General features: G+C 65.8%; 11 protein-coding genes and 1 pseudogene. 2 read left to right on the top strand and 10 right to left on the bottom strand.

Annotation, left to right across the window (positions count from 1 at the left end):
• Positions 1-363, top strand: a 363-nt coding sequence (locus tag VGE27_RS11215; protein WP_331049742.1) for a hypothetical protein, incomplete at its 5' end; no start/stop codon positions are given.
• Positions 364-516: 153 nt separating this feature from the next.
• Here the strand turns inward: VGE27_RS11215 and VGE27_RS11210 are convergent.
• From VGE27_RS11210 to lipA, 9 genes are all read right to left on the bottom strand, one after another.
• Complete coding sequence (locus tag VGE27_RS11210) at positions 517-2757, bottom strand: hypothetical protein (protein ID WP_331049741.1); 2241 nt, start codon at positions 2755-2757, stop codon at positions 517-519.
• Positions 2758-2873: 116 nt separating this feature from the next.
• Positions 2874-3752: a lipoyl(octanoyl) transferase LipB gene (gene lipB / locus VGE27_RS11205; RefSeq protein ID WP_331049740.1), complete on the bottom strand. Its 879-nt coding sequence runs from the start codon at positions 3750-3752 to the stop codon at positions 2874-2876.
• Positions 3745-5145 carry a dihydrolipoyl dehydrogenase gene (gene lpdA / locus VGE27_RS11200; RefSeq protein ID WP_331049739.1) on the bottom strand — a complete coding sequence of 467 codons (1401 nt, stop codon included), beginning with the start codon at positions 5143-5145 and terminating at the stop codon, positions 3745-3747. The genes lipB and lpdA overlap by 8 nt, the downstream gene beginning before the upstream one ends.
• 394 nt (positions 5146-5539) lie before the next feature.
• Complete coding sequence (locus VGE27_RS11195) at positions 5540-9421, bottom strand: hypothetical protein (protein ID WP_331049738.1); 3882 nt, start codon at positions 9419-9421, stop codon at positions 5540-5542.
• Positions 9422-9503: 82 nt separating this feature from the next.
• Positions 9504-11972 (bottom strand): hypothetical protein, encoded by a 2469-nt coding sequence (locus tag VGE27_RS11190; protein ID WP_331049737.1) that lies wholly within the window; start codon positions 11970-11972, stop codon positions 9504-9506.
• Between the two features lie 104 nt (positions 11973-12076).
• Positions 12077-13420, bottom strand: coding sequence for a pyruvate dehydrogenase complex dihydrolipoamide acetyltransferase (locus VGE27_RS11185; RefSeq protein ID WP_331049736.1), 1344 nt, complete (start codon positions 13418-13420; stop codon positions 12077-12079).
• A 12-nt stretch (positions 13421-13432) separates the two neighbouring features.
• Complete coding sequence (locus VGE27_RS11180) at positions 13433-14413, bottom strand: pyruvate dehydrogenase complex E1 component subunit beta (RefSeq protein WP_331049735.1); 981 nt, start codon at positions 14411-14413, stop codon at positions 13433-13435.
• A gap of 14 nt (positions 14414-14427) precedes the next feature.
• Positions 14428-15441, bottom strand: coding sequence for a pyruvate dehydrogenase (acetyl-transferring) E1 component subunit alpha (gene pdhA / locus VGE27_RS11175; RefSeq protein ID WP_331049734.1), 1014 nt, complete (start codon positions 15439-15441; stop codon positions 14428-14430).
• Positions 15442-15513: 72 nt separating this feature from the next.
• Complete coding sequence (gene lipA / locus VGE27_RS11170; protein WP_331049733.1) at positions 15514-16425, bottom strand: lipoyl synthase; 912 nt, start codon at positions 16423-16425, stop codon at positions 15514-15516.
• A 196-nt stretch (positions 16426-16621) separates the two neighbouring features.
• On the opposite strand from lipA, the gene VGE27_RS11165 reads away from it, so the two are divergent.
• Positions 16622-16837, top strand: a complete 216-nt coding sequence (locus VGE27_RS11165) for a hypothetical protein (protein WP_331049732.1) — start codon at positions 16622-16624, stop codon at positions 16835-16837.
• A gap of 53 nt (positions 16838-16890) precedes the next feature.
• Here the strand turns inward: VGE27_RS11165 and VGE27_RS11160 are convergent.
• Positions 16891-18458, bottom strand: a pseudogene (locus VGE27_RS11160) (hypothetical protein); the annotation flags it as partial.

The following is an 18458-nucleotide window of genomic DNA, read 5'->3' as shown; positions in this document are numbered from 1 at the left end:
AAGGAGAAGCTCTCGCCGGTCAAGGAAGGCATGACCCTCCAGGAAGTGGATGGCGTCATCGGCAAGGGGCCTCTCGATCCGATGCAGCCGGGCGACTCGCTCCGTCTGCACAATGGCTTCCGTACTCAGGTCTTCCTGGTGGCGGGCAAGCAGTACATGGTCATCTGGTACCGTGATACGCCTGGGAGCATCGAGGACCAGATCACGCGCAAGACCGAAACGCCGCTCCTGCTCGAGGGTGGTAAGGTCATTGCCAAAGGCTGGTCGGACTTCGATTCCAAGGCTGAAGAACTGAACATTCCGAATCCCTACCGCTCACATGAGCGTCTCGATTCGATCGCCGAGGCTCAGACCAAGCACTGATGCTGGCCGCCTAAGACGGCTGACTCACATGTGTGGCAAGACAAAGCGGCCCCCATTCAACCGTGAATGGGGGCCGCTCTGTCTCTGAGGCTTTGTGTCCGTGGCGAGGGAAGGAGAAGCCCCCTTCAGGGACCCTCCTCCCTCCATTCAGAACTACGGGTTGACGGTCACCTGTACGATGGCACCGGCCAGTGCACCCGCAGTCACGTTCAGCGTCTGTGTGACGGGGAGACCGGCGTTACCGAAGATCCAGGTTGTAACGGCAACACCGGAGGCATCCGTGGTCACCGACGTAGGCGATGCGGCGCCGCTACCGGCCGGGGTGCCGAAGTTCACGGTCACTCCAGACTGACTCACGTTGTTGTTGAAGGCGTCCTGAAGGCGAACACTTACCGCCAGCGTGGTCTGAGCGGCGTAGCTCACCGAGCCCGGGGTGCCGCTGACCACCACCACCTTGGTGGCCGCACCCGGCAGCATCGTCGCCGTGAACGTTACACCTGTCAGCCCGTTGACCGAGGCCACGACCGAGGCCACGCCGACCGTGGTCGGCAGAGTCCAGCTGCCGAGGGTGGCAACGCCGCTGGCGTTGGTCGTCTGCACTTCACCAGAGATGACGCCGGAGTTGTTGTTGCCCAGCGCGAACGTCACCTGGGCTCCTGCGATCGGGTTACCCGAGGCATCCGTTACGCGAACCGAAGGTAGCGCCGAGGCCGACTGGTTCGTAGCGACCTGAACATTGCCCAGGTTCTGCGTGCTGGCCGCCTGGACTACCGAAGCCGCACCGGCCGTGGCCGTGGCTGTGAACACCACATCGGGCAGGTTTGCCGCGCGGGCGACCAGCGACTGCTGGCCGGCTGTGCCACCCAGCGTCCAGCCGCCCACCGTGGCCACGCCGCCGCTGGTGGTCGTGGCCGTAGCACCCTGTACCGTGCCGTTTCCGCTGGCAATGGAGAAGGTGACCGTGATCCCACTGACGGGATTTCCGCGGTTATCGCGCAGAATCACCGAGGGCGCCACCGGGACCGCCGTTCCCACAGTGGCCGTCTGATTCGTGCCGGACACGGCGGTGATGGACACAGGGGTACCAGGCGTGGCCGTAGCGGTGAACAGCACGGGGTTGCCGGTGATGGTGCCCGTCGCCTGCACCGTAGCGCGCAGCGTATTCGTGCCGATGTCGTCGCCAAGCGTCCAGCCGCCGACCGTGGCGATACCCTGGGCGTTGGTGACCGGACGGCGACCCACTGCCGTGCCGCCACCCGTCACGACTTCGAAGAGGACTTCGACGCCGGCGATGGGGTTGTTCTGGGCGTCCGTGACGCGCACCGCCGGCTCCGTGGCCACCGCGCGACCAACGACGGCGGACTGGTTGTTGCCGGCCGAGATGGCAACCTGCGAAATGGCACCGGCGCGCGCCGTGGCGGTGAATACCACCGTGCTCAGGGTGCCCGAGGACGCCGTGAGGGTGTAGTTCTGCGCCGCGTTGCCCAGCTGCCAGCCGTCCGGCGCCGCCAGACCGTTGGCGTCGGTGGTCTTGGTTCCGCCGACCACGTTCGAACCCGTCGAGGCGGTGAAGGTGATGGAGGCGCCGGAAACCGGGTTGCCGCCAGCGTCCGTCACCCGCACCTGCGGGATCGGGGTCACCAGCGCGCCCACGGTCCCGTTGATGGTCGTGGCGTTCTGGGCGGTGATGGTCGCCGCGGAGCCCTGCGTGGCGGTCGCATTGAACGTGATCGGGTTGCCGGTCACGCCGTTGTACACAGCGAGGGCAGACAGGCGATTGGCACCCACCGAGGGGCCAAGGCGCCATTCGGTCACTGCCGCAACGCCATTGGCGTTGGTGGTGGCGCCGGAGCCCGTGATGGAACCACCGCCAGCCGACACCGTGAAGAACACGGAGACGCCCGGAACGGGGTTGTTGAAGCGGTCACGCAAGACCACCGAGGGCGCGGTGGCCACTGCGGCACCGGCCACAGCCGTCTGGTTGTCACCAGCCTGCACGGCGATGGTTGCCGGTGCTCCAGCACTGGCGGTTGCCGTGAAGTTGACGTTGCCCGTGACACCCTGCGCGGTAGCGGTCACGCGCTGTGCGGTGACCGTATTGCCGAGGCGCCACGTCGTGCTGGCCAGGCCAGCATTGTCGGTGGTATCGGCGGACGGGGCGACGGAGCCGCCGCCATCGGTGACAGCAAACGTGACCGGTACACCGGATACGACACCACCACCGGCATCCGTGACCTTCACGGTGACCGTGCCGACGGATTCGCCGACCACACCGGTCAGTGCCGTCGAGGTAACCGCCGCGATGGCGGCCGGGGGTGGTGGACTGTCGTCCTTACAAGCACTGATGGCGAGGACGCCAAGCAGCGGGAGGGCGAGGCGGGAGGAGAGGCGCATTGGAAGGCGGTGTAGGGTAATGATCGCCAACAAGGAACCAGCACTGTGACGCAACGATCGCTGCAACAACGTGATGCCACAGCCCACGCTAGCACGCGGGTACTTCGCGGTAAAGGTTACGAAGTGTGCCCGTGCCGTATATGTAACGCAGCACACACTTGTTCCAATTCCGCGTCGTCATCACATCCTGACAACGCCTTCGGCACCAGTGCGAAGACGTCGGCGAGTGCATGCACGACGGCATGCTGCACGTCCTCGTAGTCGGGCACGGGTAAGCCCGCGGACGCACACTCGCGCGCTACTGTACCCATCGACACCCCATCGATGCCACATGGTACGGTAAAGTCGAAGGTGCTCAGGTCATTGCAGACATTGAGGGCGACACCATGCCACGTGACCCAGTCACGCGCATGCACCCCGATACTGGCCAGTTTGCGGCGGGCGATCGGATCCTCGCCGCGCCATACGCCGGTGAGCCCCGGTACGCGCCCACACTCGAGCCCGAAGGTGGCGAGGCCGCGGATGATACCTTCCTCGATCTGACGCAGGTACCAATGCAGGTCCTTGCGATGCCGCTTGAGATCGACAATGGGATACAGGACGAGCTGACCGGGCTCGTGAATGGTCACGTCGCCGCCGCGCTCGACGTCGCGCAGCGCGATACCGAGTGACTCGAGACGCTCCGGCGTGGCGAGCAGATGGCCGGGTTTGGTGCTCCGTCCGAGTGTGACCACCGGCGGATGCTGCACCACAATGAGCAAGTCTTCAGGCAATTCCCCGCTGATACGCGCAGCAGCAGCCCGCTTTTGCAGGGCCCATGCGTCGTCGTACGGCGTGAGGCCCAGGTCGAGCACAAACAGTTGCGGGTCGCGGGGGGCGGGTTGGGGGGTGACCTGCCGGGTTTCGGGTTCCGTGACTCGCGTCTCGGGACTCATCACCTGACTGTTCATCTCCAAACCCGCCTCCTGCGACCCGCGACTGCTGTCATCACGCATGCAGCATCTTGCCCAGCGAATCCAGCACGGCTTCGCCGATGGCTTCGCTGAGGGTGGGATGAGCGTGCATGGCGAGGTCGATCTCTTCCACCGTGAACTCGTTCTCGCGGGCGACCACGAGCTCGTGGATCATTTCGGTGGCGTGCGCACCAACAATGTGCGCGCCAAGGATCTCACCGTACTTGGCATCGCGAATGATCTTCACGAAGCCATCGGTCTCGCCGCTGGTGCGGGCACGGCCGTTCGCGCTGAACGGGAACTTGCCCACCTTGTAGTCGAGCTTCTGGTCCTTGCACGCCTGCTCGGTGAGGCCGATGCTGGCCACTTCCGGGTGGCAGTACGTGCAGCTCGGCACGTTCTTGTAATTGACCGGGTGCGCATGCAGACCGCCAAGCAGGTCGGCGAGCACATGCCCTTCGCGCTGGCCCTTGTGGGCGAGCATCTGGTTGCCGGCCACGTCGCCGATGGCGTAGTAGCCCGGCACGTTGGTCTCGAACTTGTCGTTGATCTTCACGAAGCCACGATCGCTCTTCGTGATGCCCACCGCTTCGAGACCGATCTTTTCGACGTTGGGTGCGCGGCCAGCGGCGACGAGCACCTTCTCCACTTCGAGGGCCTGGGTCTGTCCGCCCGCTTCCACCGACATGGTGGCGCCGGTCTTGCTGACCTTGACGTTGGAGATCTTGGCGCCCGTGAGCACCTCGATCTTGCGCTTCTTGAACGCCTTGGCGAGCTCGGCGCTGCAGTCGGCGTCTTCGATGGGGAGGATGGTCGGGGCGACTTCGAGGATGGTGACCTTGGTGCCGAACGCGGCGAACACGTCAGCGAACTCCACGCCGACGGCACCTGCGCCCACCACGGCCATCGTCGCCGGCGCCTTCTCGGCGACCAGCACATCATCGCTCGAGAGCACGACGTTCTTGTCGAGTTCGAGGCCGATCTGCGGAAGGCCCTTCACGCGCGAGCCGGTGGCAATGACCACGGCCTTCTTCGCATCGTGGGTTTCCTTCTTTCCGTCGATGGTGACGGAGACCTTCTTGCCCTTCTCGAGCTGGCCTTCGCCACGCAGCCACTGGACCTTGTACTTCTTGAACAGGAACTCCACACCCTTGGAGTTCTGCTGGCTGACGGAGCGCGAGCGCTTCATGGCCGGACCGAAGTCGAGCTTCACGCCGTCGATGGTGATGCCGTGTTCAGCCGCCTTGCCGATTTTCTGGGCGAGGCCGGCACTCTCGAGGAGCGACTTGGCAGGAATGCAGCCCCAGAGCACGCAGGTGCCGCCGAGCGCTTCGCGCTCCACGACGGCAACCTGCATTCCGAGTTGGGCGCAGCGGATGGCGCAGACGTAGCCGGCGGGGCCACCGCCGAGGACGATGACGTCGAACAAAGCCATGGAAGTCGGGGAAAGACGGTGAATAGCAGCACCGAAAGTTAGCGACAGGAACGGGAGAGGCATACACCGGGCACCCACCCTGACAGACATCAGAGATCCGAAGTCAGAGAATCAGATGATCCGACGGAGATAGATGGTGAGAGGTCAGACCTTCGTAGAGGTCAGAGACCTGAGCACTGGCGTCGTCTGCCGTTCGTGTGCGACGGGGGGGCTGAGATCAGAGTGCGCGGCCACGGCCGCGGCAGCGGTGGCATCCCTCGGACCCGAAGACGCCAGCGGGGTGCACCCCCGTTGGTGGTGCACCCCGCTGGCCCAGGCACTCGGTCCTCTGACATCTAGGACATCTGGTGCCTCACCCGTCTCTATCCGTCAGATGACTGACATCTGATTTCCGCTATCTGACCGTCTCACTTCTTACACCATCGCTGAACACGACGTCGACGGCGCGTCCGGAGGTGGCGACTGCGGCGCCGGACTGGCGGACGAAGCCGAGGATCTGGCCGGTGGCCTGGTCGCGTACCATGGCCATGCCAAATGCGCGGTTGTTCCAGCTGACCCGCACCTGACGCCCCTCTCGGCTCAGCGTGGCGCCCGGCCCCGCCTCTCCGGGGATGCGGGCACCCGGGGCGGGCTGTGCGCTGGCGAGGCCACGTGAACGGTCGGAGCGGCGAACGGCGCTGCGGGTGGGGAGGCGTGAGTCGGTCACGCGCACACCAGAGAGCCGGGCTTCAAGAGCGGCCGACCAGGGCACGACGACGGCGAACTGCTGTTCAGGGCGGCTCGCGGCGTGATCGATGGCGGCGGCCTCGATCGGGAGCTGCAGCAGGGCACTGCCGTCGTCACCGAGCAGGTCGAGGCGGTGGGTCGGGCGTGCGGCCACCGGCGTGATCGGGGCATTCACCCGGAAGGCCGGTTCGAGCTGGATCTCTCCATCGACGACGCGACCCCAGATGAGCAAGCCATCGGTGGGCGAGGATCCCACGGTGCGCGCTGAGGCGACCAGGCCCGTGCCATTCCGGTACTGCATCACGGCCGACCAGTTGTAGTCGCTGATCCAGGTGTCGTTGCAGTAGCTCATGACGTCCGTGTAGGACGGGGACACGAGCGTGTTGTTCAGGCTGTTCCAGCCCCAGTTGGCGATGACACCATTGGGGTATGGGTAGTTCGCATCGCCGCTCACGCCGCAGGGGGCGTGATTGCGTGAGAAGTTGTGGCCCCACTCGTGGGCCGCGACCTCGTCCCCACTGGGCAGATAGTCCCAGCCCATCGCCGAGCGGCCCGGCATGAAGCCGAGGCCTGCGATGCCACTGTTGTAGGTGACCTTGACCACGCCGTAGTAGTGCATGGTGGAAGGTGCGCCGTCGGCCACACGCAGGGCATTGAGCTCACTGAGTACCGTGCGCCAGCCGTTGTTGTCGTCGTTGGCCTGCAGTGTGCTCACGCTGGACGTGAAGGGCAGGCGGACGTCGGAGTTGATATCCTTGAGCGGCCATAGGCGGCGCGTGGAACTGAGGTACTGCTGGCTGTTGGCCACCGATACGTTGCCGGTGAGGACGCCGGTCACGACCGGAATGAAGCGCACCGCGAACGGCGGCACCGTGTTCACGGTGATGGGCTGTGAGGACCCGCCTGCGGGCCAGCTGTTGTCCGAGCGATCGGCGTCCGGCACAGCCTCGGAAGGATCGAGATCGACCTGCAGGCGAAGCGTGGGGCGCACATTGGCCGCCGGCACCAGCAGGTTCCACGTGGAATTCATCGTGCCTTCGGCCATTGACGTGCGGACACTGGCTTCGGGGGCAGCGATCGTGGAGGTCTGAATGAGCGTGCTGCCCTCGTAGAGCCGCACGCGCACATCGGGGCGTGCACTGTTGGTACCGGTGGCGACGATGAACACACGGAGCAGCGCGTCACGCCCAGCGACCAGTGGCACCGAGCCATCGAACTTCTGAATGGCCTGCGTGAGGTAGGCCCCCGCGATGCGGTAGTTGAGGCCACCGGGACCACCACCACCGCCAGCGGCGTAGGCGAACGACGCGGAGCCCGTGCCATTGACCGGAACGGGCACCGCGCGCGCGGTGGGGGTTGGCGCGTACGTGGTGGTACCGCTGACCACATCCGCGGCCGTGATGGTCCATGTGCCGGAGGCAAGACCTGTCACGGTGCCCGCGCCGGTCTGGGTGCGGCTGGTGGCGCCGTTGGTCAGCTGGAAGGTGGGCGTGCTGCCAGCCGGCAAGCCGGTGGCGGTGATGTTCATGGAGCCCGTGCCCTGGGAGTAGGTCACGGTGGCCGGCGCCGCGACGTTCGACGCGGTGACGGTGACCGCCTGGGACGTCGGGGAGGCGCTGTAGGTGGTGCCGCTGACGGTGACGTTGGTGGCGATGACCGTGTAGTTACCCGGCACAAGACCGGTGAAGGTCGTGGTCGCTGTGGCGGTGCGGCTGAAGCCGGACGGGCCACTGATCGACACCGCACCGGATACGCCGGCTGGCAGGCCGGTCACGGCCAGTGCGAGCGAGCCACTGTTGATGGCATACCGCACACCGAAATCGAGCGTGTCACCGGGCTGGGCGACGGTATCGCGCGATGCCGGCGTGGGGATGAAGGTGCCGGTGGGGGTCGTCACCGCATTGGCGGAGAGGCGCCACCGTCCCGGTGCTACTGGTGCAATGTGCTGCGTGGCAATCACGGAGTAGTGCTCGCCGGCCGGCCCGATGAGCGAGATGGACGCATTGTAACCGGCCGGCAGACCCGTGACCGGTACGTCGATCACGACAGGGATGACATCGTATTGCAGTGACAGCGCGATGGGCGTGATACTCGCGACGATATCAATCGTGCGCGAGGCCGGCACCACACCGTAGACCTGACTGCCCACGGTGATACTGCGTGCGACGAGCGTGTAGCGACCCGGCACGAGGCCTGCCGCCGAACCAGAAGCGCGGAAAACACGCGAGAATCCGTTCGGTCCGGACAGGGTCACCTCACCGGCGGCGCCTTCCGGGAGGCCGCGCAGCGTGATGGCCACCGAGCCGGAAGCGAAGGCATAGGCGACCGACGCGTTGGCCGATGCACCAGTCGCGATCGTGATGTTCTGCGATGTGATTGTCGGTGCGTATCGGTCCGGATCGGCGCCCGAGCCAGCCGTGACGGCTGTGGCGGCAAGCACATACGTGCCCACCGGCAGCGAATCGATGGTGCCGCTCGTGGTGAGCGTGCGCGACACACCGTTGCCGGTGAGCGTGATCGCACCGGCGGCCTGCGCAGGCAACCCGGTCACATCGAGCACGAGGCGACCCACCTGCGCAACGTAGGTGACAGTAGCCGGTGCGGCGACGAGCGAAGCCACCACATTCACGTCGAGCGTATCGGCGGGAGCGCGGAAGGTGGTGCGCTGCTGGCCCAGCTGCTGGAAGACCGACGTCGCCACCAGACGATAGCGTCCCGGTGTGAGACCGGTGACGGTCGTGGTACGATCAATGGTGCGCGTGCTGTTGTCCGGATTGATGATCAGGACATTGCCCTGCACGGATGCGGGCAGCCCCGCGACGACCACAGCGAGCGAGCCCGATGCGATGGTGTAGCGCACGTTCGCTTGTGCCGTGTCGCCGAATGCGACGACCGTGTCGAGCGCGGCGGGTGATGCCGAATAGCGCGCGCCGTCGATGGTGACGGTCTGCGTGGCGAGGCGCCAGGCATCGGGCGTGAGCTGGCCGGCACCCAACTGCGGTGCGACATGCACGGACGACTGCGTGACCGGGATCTGCGTGCTGTTGGGCGGCGTGATGGTCACAGCGGCCGCGGCACCGTTCGGCAATCCAGTCACGTTCACGGACATGGCCGACGGCACGGGACGATAGACGCCGGTGGCCGTCGTGGCGGCGCCCGATGGCACGTCCACATCAAACGTGGCAGGGGCGCCGGCAAACGTACCCACCGCGCCGCGCGCCGGGCGCACGGTGACCGCATAGCGGCCGGAGGGGATATCCGTCCATGTCGCCGGGCCACTCGCCGTCCGCGAGAACGTGGAGCCCGGATACGGGCCCACCACATTCACCTGCAGGGGCACGCCGTCCGGAAGCCCTGTGGCCATGATGGCCAGGATGCCTGGTGGCACTGGCGCGGGCGTGACGGGCGTGGGCGGCGTGGTCGGTCCACCGGATCCACCCGCTGCATCACCACCACCACACGCGGCGGCGAGCAGGAGACTGCCAGCAATGGTTAGCTGGCGGGCGAGGGAGCCGAATGAACGGGAGCGAAGAGTCAGTGCTGTCGACATGGCATTGGGAACGGGTCTGCCGAAGGACGAGCAGAGCGTGCATTCGGGCACGCCAATTCCCGCACAGAACGTCACGCTGTCGTCAGTTTTTTGCGCTCATCCGGGTACGTACCCCATCAGACCACAGCACGCGCGCGTGCGCGGTCGTATCGTGTGATCCATGTCGCGTTGCCGGAAGTGCCGCTGCCGTGACGTTCGTGCCGCGGATGAAACCCTGCGCGGCGCCCGTGCGTGCATCCAGCAGCAAGGCCATGCTGGGCTCGGTTCCGCGATGTCGCGCCACCGCGATGAGGGGTGAACGCACGTCCTGCACACGGATGGCGTCGAGAGTACCCTCCCACGCGTCCTGCCAGGGAATCACAACCGCGAACTGACGGTCCTCGCTGGCGGAGTGATTCGGGTACTCGGTGCTCACGCGTTCGGCGTCGAGCGGGAAACGCACCAGCACCCGTCCGTTGTTGTCGAGCAGTTCGGCCATGTGCGTGGGCGAGACCGACGGCGGCGTGATGGGGGCGACCACATGAAAGCCCGGCTCCACAATCAGGCGCCCATTCACCACACGCCCCCACACCAGCAGTCCATCCTGCGCGCTGGCGTTGAGCGGACGCGCACTGGTGCTGGCGGTCGTGCCCTGCCGAAACGTGAGCGCACGCGTGTAGCTGTACTCCGAAACCCATGCTGGCGAGCAGTAGCTCATGATGTCGGGAGTACTCGCCCCCTGCAGAGCATCTGAGGCGCTGTTCCAGCCCACCAGTCCGATGGCGGCACCGATGTTGGGATAGCTCGCGTCGACATTGGGTGCATCACCGCAGGGCGCATGCAACCGTCCGAAGTTGTGCCCCCACTCATGCGCAGCAATCACGCCGACATCGCGCCGGTCCCATCCGACTGCGACCGGCGTACCAACCAGCGCGAGGCCGAACACACCGTCGCTGTAGGGCGGATGCACCACGCCGTAGTAGTGTGTCGTGGCGGGCGCGCCATCGAGTGCCTTGAGCGCACGCAGTTCATTGAGCAGGGCACTCCACGCGCCATTGGCATCGGTGGGCTGCAGTGACGGTGCCGATGACGTGAATGCAGCTCGTACATCGGAGGTCACTTGCACGATGGGCCAGAGTGCGCGCGCGACGGCGAGATAGCGCTCCTGTGCCGCGCTGGTGACGTCACCGAGCGCGCCACCATGCAACACCGGCACAAAGCGCACGGCAAATGGCGGTACGGTGGTGGCTGTCAGCGACCGCGGCTGGCCTCCCGTTGGCCAGAAATTGTCACCGCGCTGTACTTCACCCAGCGTGCTGTCGGGATCTACTTCCACCGACACACGCAGCTGCGCGCGCACGAGGTCCGCCGGAATACGCGTGCGATAGGTGGTGCCCAGTTGCCCATCGATGGGCACGGTGGGCACACCGGAATCGGGTGGCGTGAGCAGCAGCGTCGCGATGGCGGTGGTGCCATCGTAGATGCGAGCCCGCGCGATCGGGCGCAGGGTCGTGCGTCGGTCCGAACGGACGAATGCCCGCAGCAGGGCGTCGCGTCCGGTAATGAGCGGGATACCATTGTCCGCCCGCTGCACGGCCTGGGTCACCACGACATTGTCGATGGTGAGATTGATGGGTGTGGTGACTTCCTGATACGCCACCGACACGGTATCGCGGACGGTACTGCCGATGTTGCGTGTGATGCTGCGCGTGGCGGGTGTGAATAGCCGCGTGCCGATCGTCACGGGCTGTGGCGCGATCGTGTAGCTGCCCACGGGCACGGCCACGAGTTCACCGAAGCTGGCCAGCCGATCGACCTGCAGTGGGCCTTGCAGGCGCGCGGTCGGGCGTTGTTCGATAGGCAACGTGGACGCGCCGGCGGGAAGTCCCGTGCCGTTGAGCAACAGCACACCGAGCACGTTGGTGTATGACACCACGAGCGTCGCTGGTGTGAGCGATGCGGTGATCGTCACCTGTGCCGGCGCAGTGCCGCGAAACGCAGTTCCCCCAGCGTTTACGGAATCGGCGCTCACGGTATACACACCCGGCGGCAGGTCACCGAAGATGACACTGCCGTTGGCGACGCGCGAAAGCCCATTGCCATTGATGCGCACCGATGCCGGCACGCCCCCCGGCAATCCGCTGATCTGCACCGACAGCGCGCCCGTGGCCACTTCGAGTCGCACCCGATACCGCAGCGTGTCTCCGGGCTGCACCGTGGTATCGATCTGTGCGGGTAATGCCGCGTAAGTGAAGCCGCCACTTCGCACGTCACCGATACGCAGCGAATACCGACCGGGAGTCACCGGTGAGATGAAATCGCTCGAGGTGAGCGTGCGTGAAAACCCATTGGGGCCCGTGATGCGCACATCCGCATCGGCACCACTGGGCAGTCCCTCGATGTTGATCGCCAGCGCCGAAGGGAACTGATCAGGATCGATGATGGAGCGTTCGTGGCACGCCACGGCCAGCACCAGGAACATCCCCAGCATGGCCATGGCGCCGGCCCGGGACACGAACGCCCCGATCGTGCGCAGATGCGCAGCAAACCGGGGCGTTCGATGTGGGACCATCGGTGGCATCCTGAGAGCGAAATGAAGTCCCGAGATACGGTACCGGATGACCGGTCAGCAGAATCCGTGATACACCGGGAATCGCTGACCGGCCCGCATGTCGGTCAGAAGACCATCAGCAGCGGCGACTCCAGCAGCTGCTTGAAGGTCTGAAGGAACCGCGCCCCGACGGCTCCGTCAATGATCCGGTGATCGCAGCTCATCGTCACGCGCATGCGCTGGCGTGGTACGAAGGCGTTACCGTCCCAGATCGGCTTGGTCTCGGTGGAACCCACCGCCAGAATGGCCGCTTCGGGCGGATTGATGATTGCCGTGAACTGGTCGATCCCGAACATGCCCAGGTTGGACACCGAGAACGTGCCACCCGAGTACTCCGCCGGCGTGAGCTTGCGCTCACGGGCCTTCTTGGCAAGCTCGCGCGCGTCACGCCCGATCTGACCAAGCCCCTTCACATGCGCGTCGCGGATGACCGGCACGATGAGCCCATCGTCGGTGGCCACGGCCATGCCAACGTGTGCGGCCGAGAAGTAGCGGATGTGATCACCCATCCAGTGGGCGTTGCACTCGGGATGACGCGTGAGCGCGACGGCCACGGCTTTGATGATGATGTCATTGATCGACACCTTGAAGGCATCACCAGCGGCCACCATCTGTTCGCGCAGCTTCACCACGTTCGTCATGTCGATTTCCGACGTGAGATAGAACGTGGGCACGGGGCCGATCGATTCGCCGAGGCGACGGGCGATCGTCTTCCGCATCTGCGTGAGTGCGACGTCCTTGTACTCGCCATCGATCTGGATGGCTGGTGCCGCAGTCGCGGTGGGCTTGGTGGACGCACTCGGTGCCGCGGCTGCCGGTGCTGCGGCGGGTGCCGACGCTGTGGCAGCCGTGGTGCCCGCCGCTTCGATATCCCGGCGAATCACGCGACCGTTCGGGCCGGAGCCCGCGATGGCCGACAGATTGAGCCCTCGCTCCGCGGCCAGCCGGCGCGCCAGCGGTGACGAGCGCACGGCGCCACCGGCCGATGCGTCCGCCGCAGGAGCTGCGGGGGCAGCAGAAGCCGCTGCGGGAGCGATCTGTGCAGTCGGTGCAGCTGCTGCCTGCTCGGCCACTGGTGCCGCAAGAGCTGCTGGAGCCGCCGCGGCTGCGGGTTCTGCTGCCGCCGCCGCTGGGGCCGCCGCACCACTGGTGAGCGCGCTGATGTCTTCGTCTGCGGCCGCAATCACGCCGATGACGGCACCAATGGGGCTGGTGGTGCCTTCTTCGGCGAGACGCGCGCGCAGCACGCCGTCCCCACGCGCGACGAGCTCCATGATGGCCTTGTCGGTTTCGACCTCGGCCAGGGTGTCGCCGCTCTTCACGGCGTCACCGACGTTCTTCACCCACTTCACCAGGCGCCCTTCCTCCATCGTGGGGGAAAGCGCCTCCATCATCACTTTGGTCGCCATGTGGTCGCCTGGTCAGTCGATGTAAAGAACCTGTTTGACCGCCGCGATCGTCTTCGGCAGATCGGGTTTTGCTGCCTTCTCGAGACTCTTCGTATACGGCATCGGCGCATCGGCCTGGTGCACGCGCACGACGGGCGCATCGAGATCGTCAAAGCAATAGCGCTGTACGTAGTCCACCACCTGCGCGCCAACACCGCAGATCTCCCAGCCTTCTTCCAGCACCACGGCGCGATTGGTCTTCTTCACGGACTCCGTGATCGCGTCCACATCCATCGGGCGGATGGTGCGCAGGTCGACCACGTCGCACCGGATGCCTTCCTTCGCGAGCTGGTCGGCGGCCTGCATGGCCACCAGCACCATCTTGCCGTGCGTGATGATCGAGCAGTGCTCGCCTTCGCGCTTGAGTTCTGCCTTGCCCAGCGGAATGACATACTCCTCTTCGGGTACTTCACCCTTGGTGTTGTACAGCATTTCGCCTTCGAGGAAACACACCGGGTTGTCGTCGCGAATGGCCGCCTTGAGCAGCCCCTTCGCGTCGTACGGTGTGCCCGGCGCAACCACCTTGAGGCCGGGGATGTGGGCAAGCCACGATTCCCACGCCTGCGAGTGCTGCGCGCCCAGCTGCAGCGCCGCGCCATTGGGGCCGCGGAACACCATCGGCATCGGGAACTGGCCGCCCGACATGTACAGCATCTTCGCGGCCGCGTTCACCACCTGGTCGATGGCGAGCAGCGCGAAGTTCCACGTCATGAATTCGATGATCGGGCGCAGTCCCGCCATCGCGGCACCCACACCCACACCGGCAAATCCGAGTTCGGTGATTGGCGTGTCCACGACACGCATCTCTCCGAATTCCTGCAGCAGTCCCTTTGACACCTTGTACGCGCCCTGATACACGGCGACTTCCTCGCCCATCAGGAACACACGGTCGTCGCGGTGCATCTCTTCACGCAGCGCCTGGTTGAGCGCTTCGCGGTACGTAATGATGGCCATGGTTGTCGGCGCCCTCAGCTCGTGGTTTCGACGAGGATGTCTTCCATGAGCGCCGCCAGCGGCAACTCCGGGCTCGCTTCCGCGAAGTCGATGCTTTCCTGCACGATCTTCTTGATCTCTTCGTCCATCGCCGTGATTTCCTCGGCGGTGATTTCTCCGGCATCTTCCATGCGCTGGCGATGCAGCACGATGGGATCGCGCTTGAGGTACTGCTCGAGCTCTTCCTTCGTGCGGTAGGTGCCGCTCACCGCGTCCGACATGGAATGGCCCATGAAGCGGTACGTGCGGATCTCCAGCAGGGTGGGCATGCTTTCCTTGCGGGCGCGCTCGATGGACTCGGCCATCGCCTTGCGCACTGCCAGCACGTCCTGGCCGTCCACCACGTCACGCGGCATGTCGTACGACGCGCCGCGCTTGTAGATGTCGTGAATGGACGACGCGCGCTCGAGCGCGGTGCCCATGCCGTAGCGGTTGTTCTCGATGATGAACACACACGGCAGCTTCCACAGCGCGGCCATGTTCAGCGCTTCGTGGAAGGCACCGGTGTTCACCACCGACTCACCCATGAAGCAGGCGATGACCTGGTCGCCGCCGCGGTACTTGATGGCGAAGCCCACACCGGCCGCGATGGGCACATGCCCGCCGACGATACCGTGGCCGCCGAGGAAGCCGAGCTGCTTGTCGAACATGTGCATCGAGCCGCCCTTGCCCTTCGCGCAGCCGTCCTGGCGGCCGAAGAGTTCGGACATGACGGCCTTGGGCGTCATGCCGCGCGCCAACGCCTGCCCGTGATCACGATACGTCGTGATGATGTAATCGTCGGGACGGAGCTGAGCGATCACACCGGTCGATACCGCTTCCTGACCGATATAGAGGTGGCAGAAGCCACCAATGCGACCAATCGCATACATCTCGGCGCAGCGCTCCTCGAACCGGCGCTGCAGCAGCATGGAGTACAGCAACTCCCGATGCAGCGTACGCTGGTCCTGGCGCGACGCCGAAGCGGCGTTCTCCGATTTGGAGGACACCGCGGTGTCCGATTTTTTCTTGGCGGGCATCCGTTGAAGCCGTCGTGAAGGGAAGGGAGCGCGTGGGAGGTGTCAGGCCAGCGAAGCGGCCTGCACCTGCTCCCATGCGTGATAGCTGGAGCGCACGAGGGGACCGCTTTCGACATGGCGGAAGCCCAGCTGCATGCCGACCTCGTAGAACCAGCGGAACTCTTCCGGCTTCACATAGCGGTCGAGTTCGATGTGGGAGTCGGACGGGCGCAGGTACTGACCGAGCGTCAGGATGTCGACGTCGACGGAGCGCAGGTCCTTCATGACTTCCACGACTTCTTCGTTCGTCTCGCCGAGTCCGAGGATGATGCCGGTCTTGGTGGGGATGTCGGGCGCGATCCGCTTGGCGATGCGGAAGATCTCGAGGAGACGCGGATACTTGCCGCCCGGGCGGGCCTTCTTGTAAAGGCGCGGGACGGTTTCGGTGTTGTGGTTGTAGATGTCCGGGCGCGCTTCGAGCACGGCACGGATGGAATCCTCGTTACCCTGAAAGTCGGGCACGAGCACTTCCACTGAGCACTCGGGGAGGCGCTGCCGGATCTGCCGGATGGTTTCGGCGAAGATGTACGCGCCGAAGTCGGGCAGGTCGTCGCGGTCTACCGACGTGATGACGGCGTGCCGGAGATTGAGCTCACCGATCGCCTGTGCAACACGCGCCGGTTCTTCGATATCGTAGGCGGGGGGACGTCCGTGCGAAACGGCGCAGTAGGCGCAGTTTCGCGTGCAGACGCTTCCCAGGATCATGAACGTGGCCGTGCCGTGCTGCCAACATTCCCCGATGTTCGGGCAATGCGCTTCTTCGCACACCGAATGCAGGTTGAGTTCCCGCATGAGGTGCTTGAGGCGGATGTAGTTTTCACCGCCGGGCGCCTTCACCTTGAGCCAATTAGGCTTCCGCTCCGGGAGCGGATCGCGCCGGTGGCGCCCCATGATCTGAACGAGTTGCTCGGCCATACCTTGCCAGCGTGTGGGCCCGGCGGGATCAGTTGAACCCTCCGGGACGTGAACTGCGGAAGCTAGCCCGCGGTATCATCCGGGGAAACAGCATGGTAACCGCCTAACGGGAAATAGCCAGAAATGCAGCCGGAAAGAAACCTCCGGACCGAGCTGCGCGTAATGAAAACGGACATCTTTACGCGCTGAGGCGCTCATGTTTCGCACTCTGTTTACGGTTGGACTCATCGCGCTCGTGGGCCTGGTAGCCCTCAAGCTCGTGTTCGGACTCCTCGGCCCACTCGTGGCGCTGCTGTTTGCGCTGCTCTGGCTGGCCGTGCGCATCATTCTGGTGGGCGCGGTCGTGTACTTCGTGATCCGGATTGTGAGTCCGGCCACGGCAGATCGCATTGAAAAGGCGGTGCGAGGCTGAGCCTCGCACCGCCGTAGTTCAATTCACGTCAGGTAAAGAACAGCGCGCCGCACTCAATCCTGCGCGTCACCGCTCTCCCCGCCCGACTCCCCATCGCCGCGATCACGCCGGCCACGGGAGCGACGCGCGCCGCCGCGACGTCCACGTCGTCCGCGACGACGCGGACGAGCCGATGACTCCTCGTCGAATTCTTCTGACGCATCATCCAACGGTTCATCGGCGGAATCGTCCCCGGATTCGTCACCGTCGCCCTGTGCGCGCGGCGCGACCGGGGCACCTTCCAGAGGACGAGGTGGGCGGCCGCGCGGCGCGCGGGGGGCCGCTTCTCCGTCTTCGCTGCCGGCAGTTTCCCCCGATGCGCCTTCGCCATCTGCGTCGACCGAGTCACTCGCCTCGCTCTCGCCTTCGCCGCCCTCGCCGCTGCGCCGCTTGCGGCCACGACGGCTGCGGCGATTGCGACGGCGCTTCCGTGGCTGGCCCTCACCTTCTGCACCGTCTTCGGCGTTGTCGCCCTCGCCCACATCCGCGTCGTCGACATCCGAAACATCATCGTCGACCGCGGTCGGGTGCGTGACTCGCGGACGGGTATCGGCTGAGTGCCCGGGCACGGCGTCGCGCGACACCCGGGGCTCGGTATCCCCAGTCCATGAGGCGGACTCGGAGGCAGACGCTTCAGAGGCACTGTCGCGGTGCAACGGGCGCTCGGGGCGGCCATCGAGCACCTGCTCGAACCGGTCACGCCGCGGCGCCGGGGGAGCAAACGGATCGTCCAGCTCAAGTCCCGCATCGAAGGCCGCGCGCGGCGCTTCCTCACGTGCGTCTTCCCGCCGCGGGCGACGTGCCGGGGGCTGCTCATCGCCGCCACGTCCACGGGGCGGGCGAGCTTCCCGTGCCGGTGTCGCTTCGCCGTCGGAAGATGCCGCTCCGTCGGTTCGATTGCGGCCACGGGGCGCCCGTTCCTGCGGTGCGCGTTCCTGGCGCTCAGGACGGGAGGAGCGTTCACCCCGCTCCGCACGGGCCGGGCGCTCGCCGTCACGTTCGCTGCTGCGATCGTGACCTCGCTCACGGCGGGACGACGATTCGGCGCTCCGTTCGGGCGGCCGCTCCTGGGGACGCTCACCCGAACGGCTTTCAGTTTCGCGGTCCTTGTCCCGTTCACGTGAACGCTGACGCTCGCGCCGTGTCTCCGGTGGCGGGGCGCCATCGAGTCCGCGCGTACCTTCGCGCTCACGCACCTTCTCGCGCAGCCGCTCCACCGACAGCTCCGGCTCGTCGCGTCGATCACGCCGGGCGTCACGTCCGCCTTCCTCGCGGCGACGCTGGCCGCGCTCACCGCGGCCACCTTCGTTGCTGCTCTCCGTCTCCGACCCAATCACCGCCTTCCGGCTGCGTGCGCCCCAGGCCCACTTGAGCACGGCCAGGCCGTCCCGCATGGCCACGCGGCGTGTTTCGCGCATGCGCACGCCGTACGTGGGCTCCATGGGCACCGACTCTACGCGGCGCGCATGCGGCGCGAGCTGTAGCAGCAGGTCGGCATTGGCGGTCCAGCTATCCCCGCCGAGGAATGGCGAGGGGCCTGCTGCACGCAGGGCGTCACGGAGGGCGGCGATGCGCACGAGGC

Source organism: Gemmatimonas sp. (assembly GCF_036405635.1).
Lineage (GTDB): Bacteria > Gemmatimonadota > Gemmatimonadetes > Gemmatimonadales > Gemmatimonadaceae > Gemmatimonas.
Note: the sequence above shows the minus strand (reverse complement) of the source record. Positions and strands in the feature narration are given on the sequence as shown.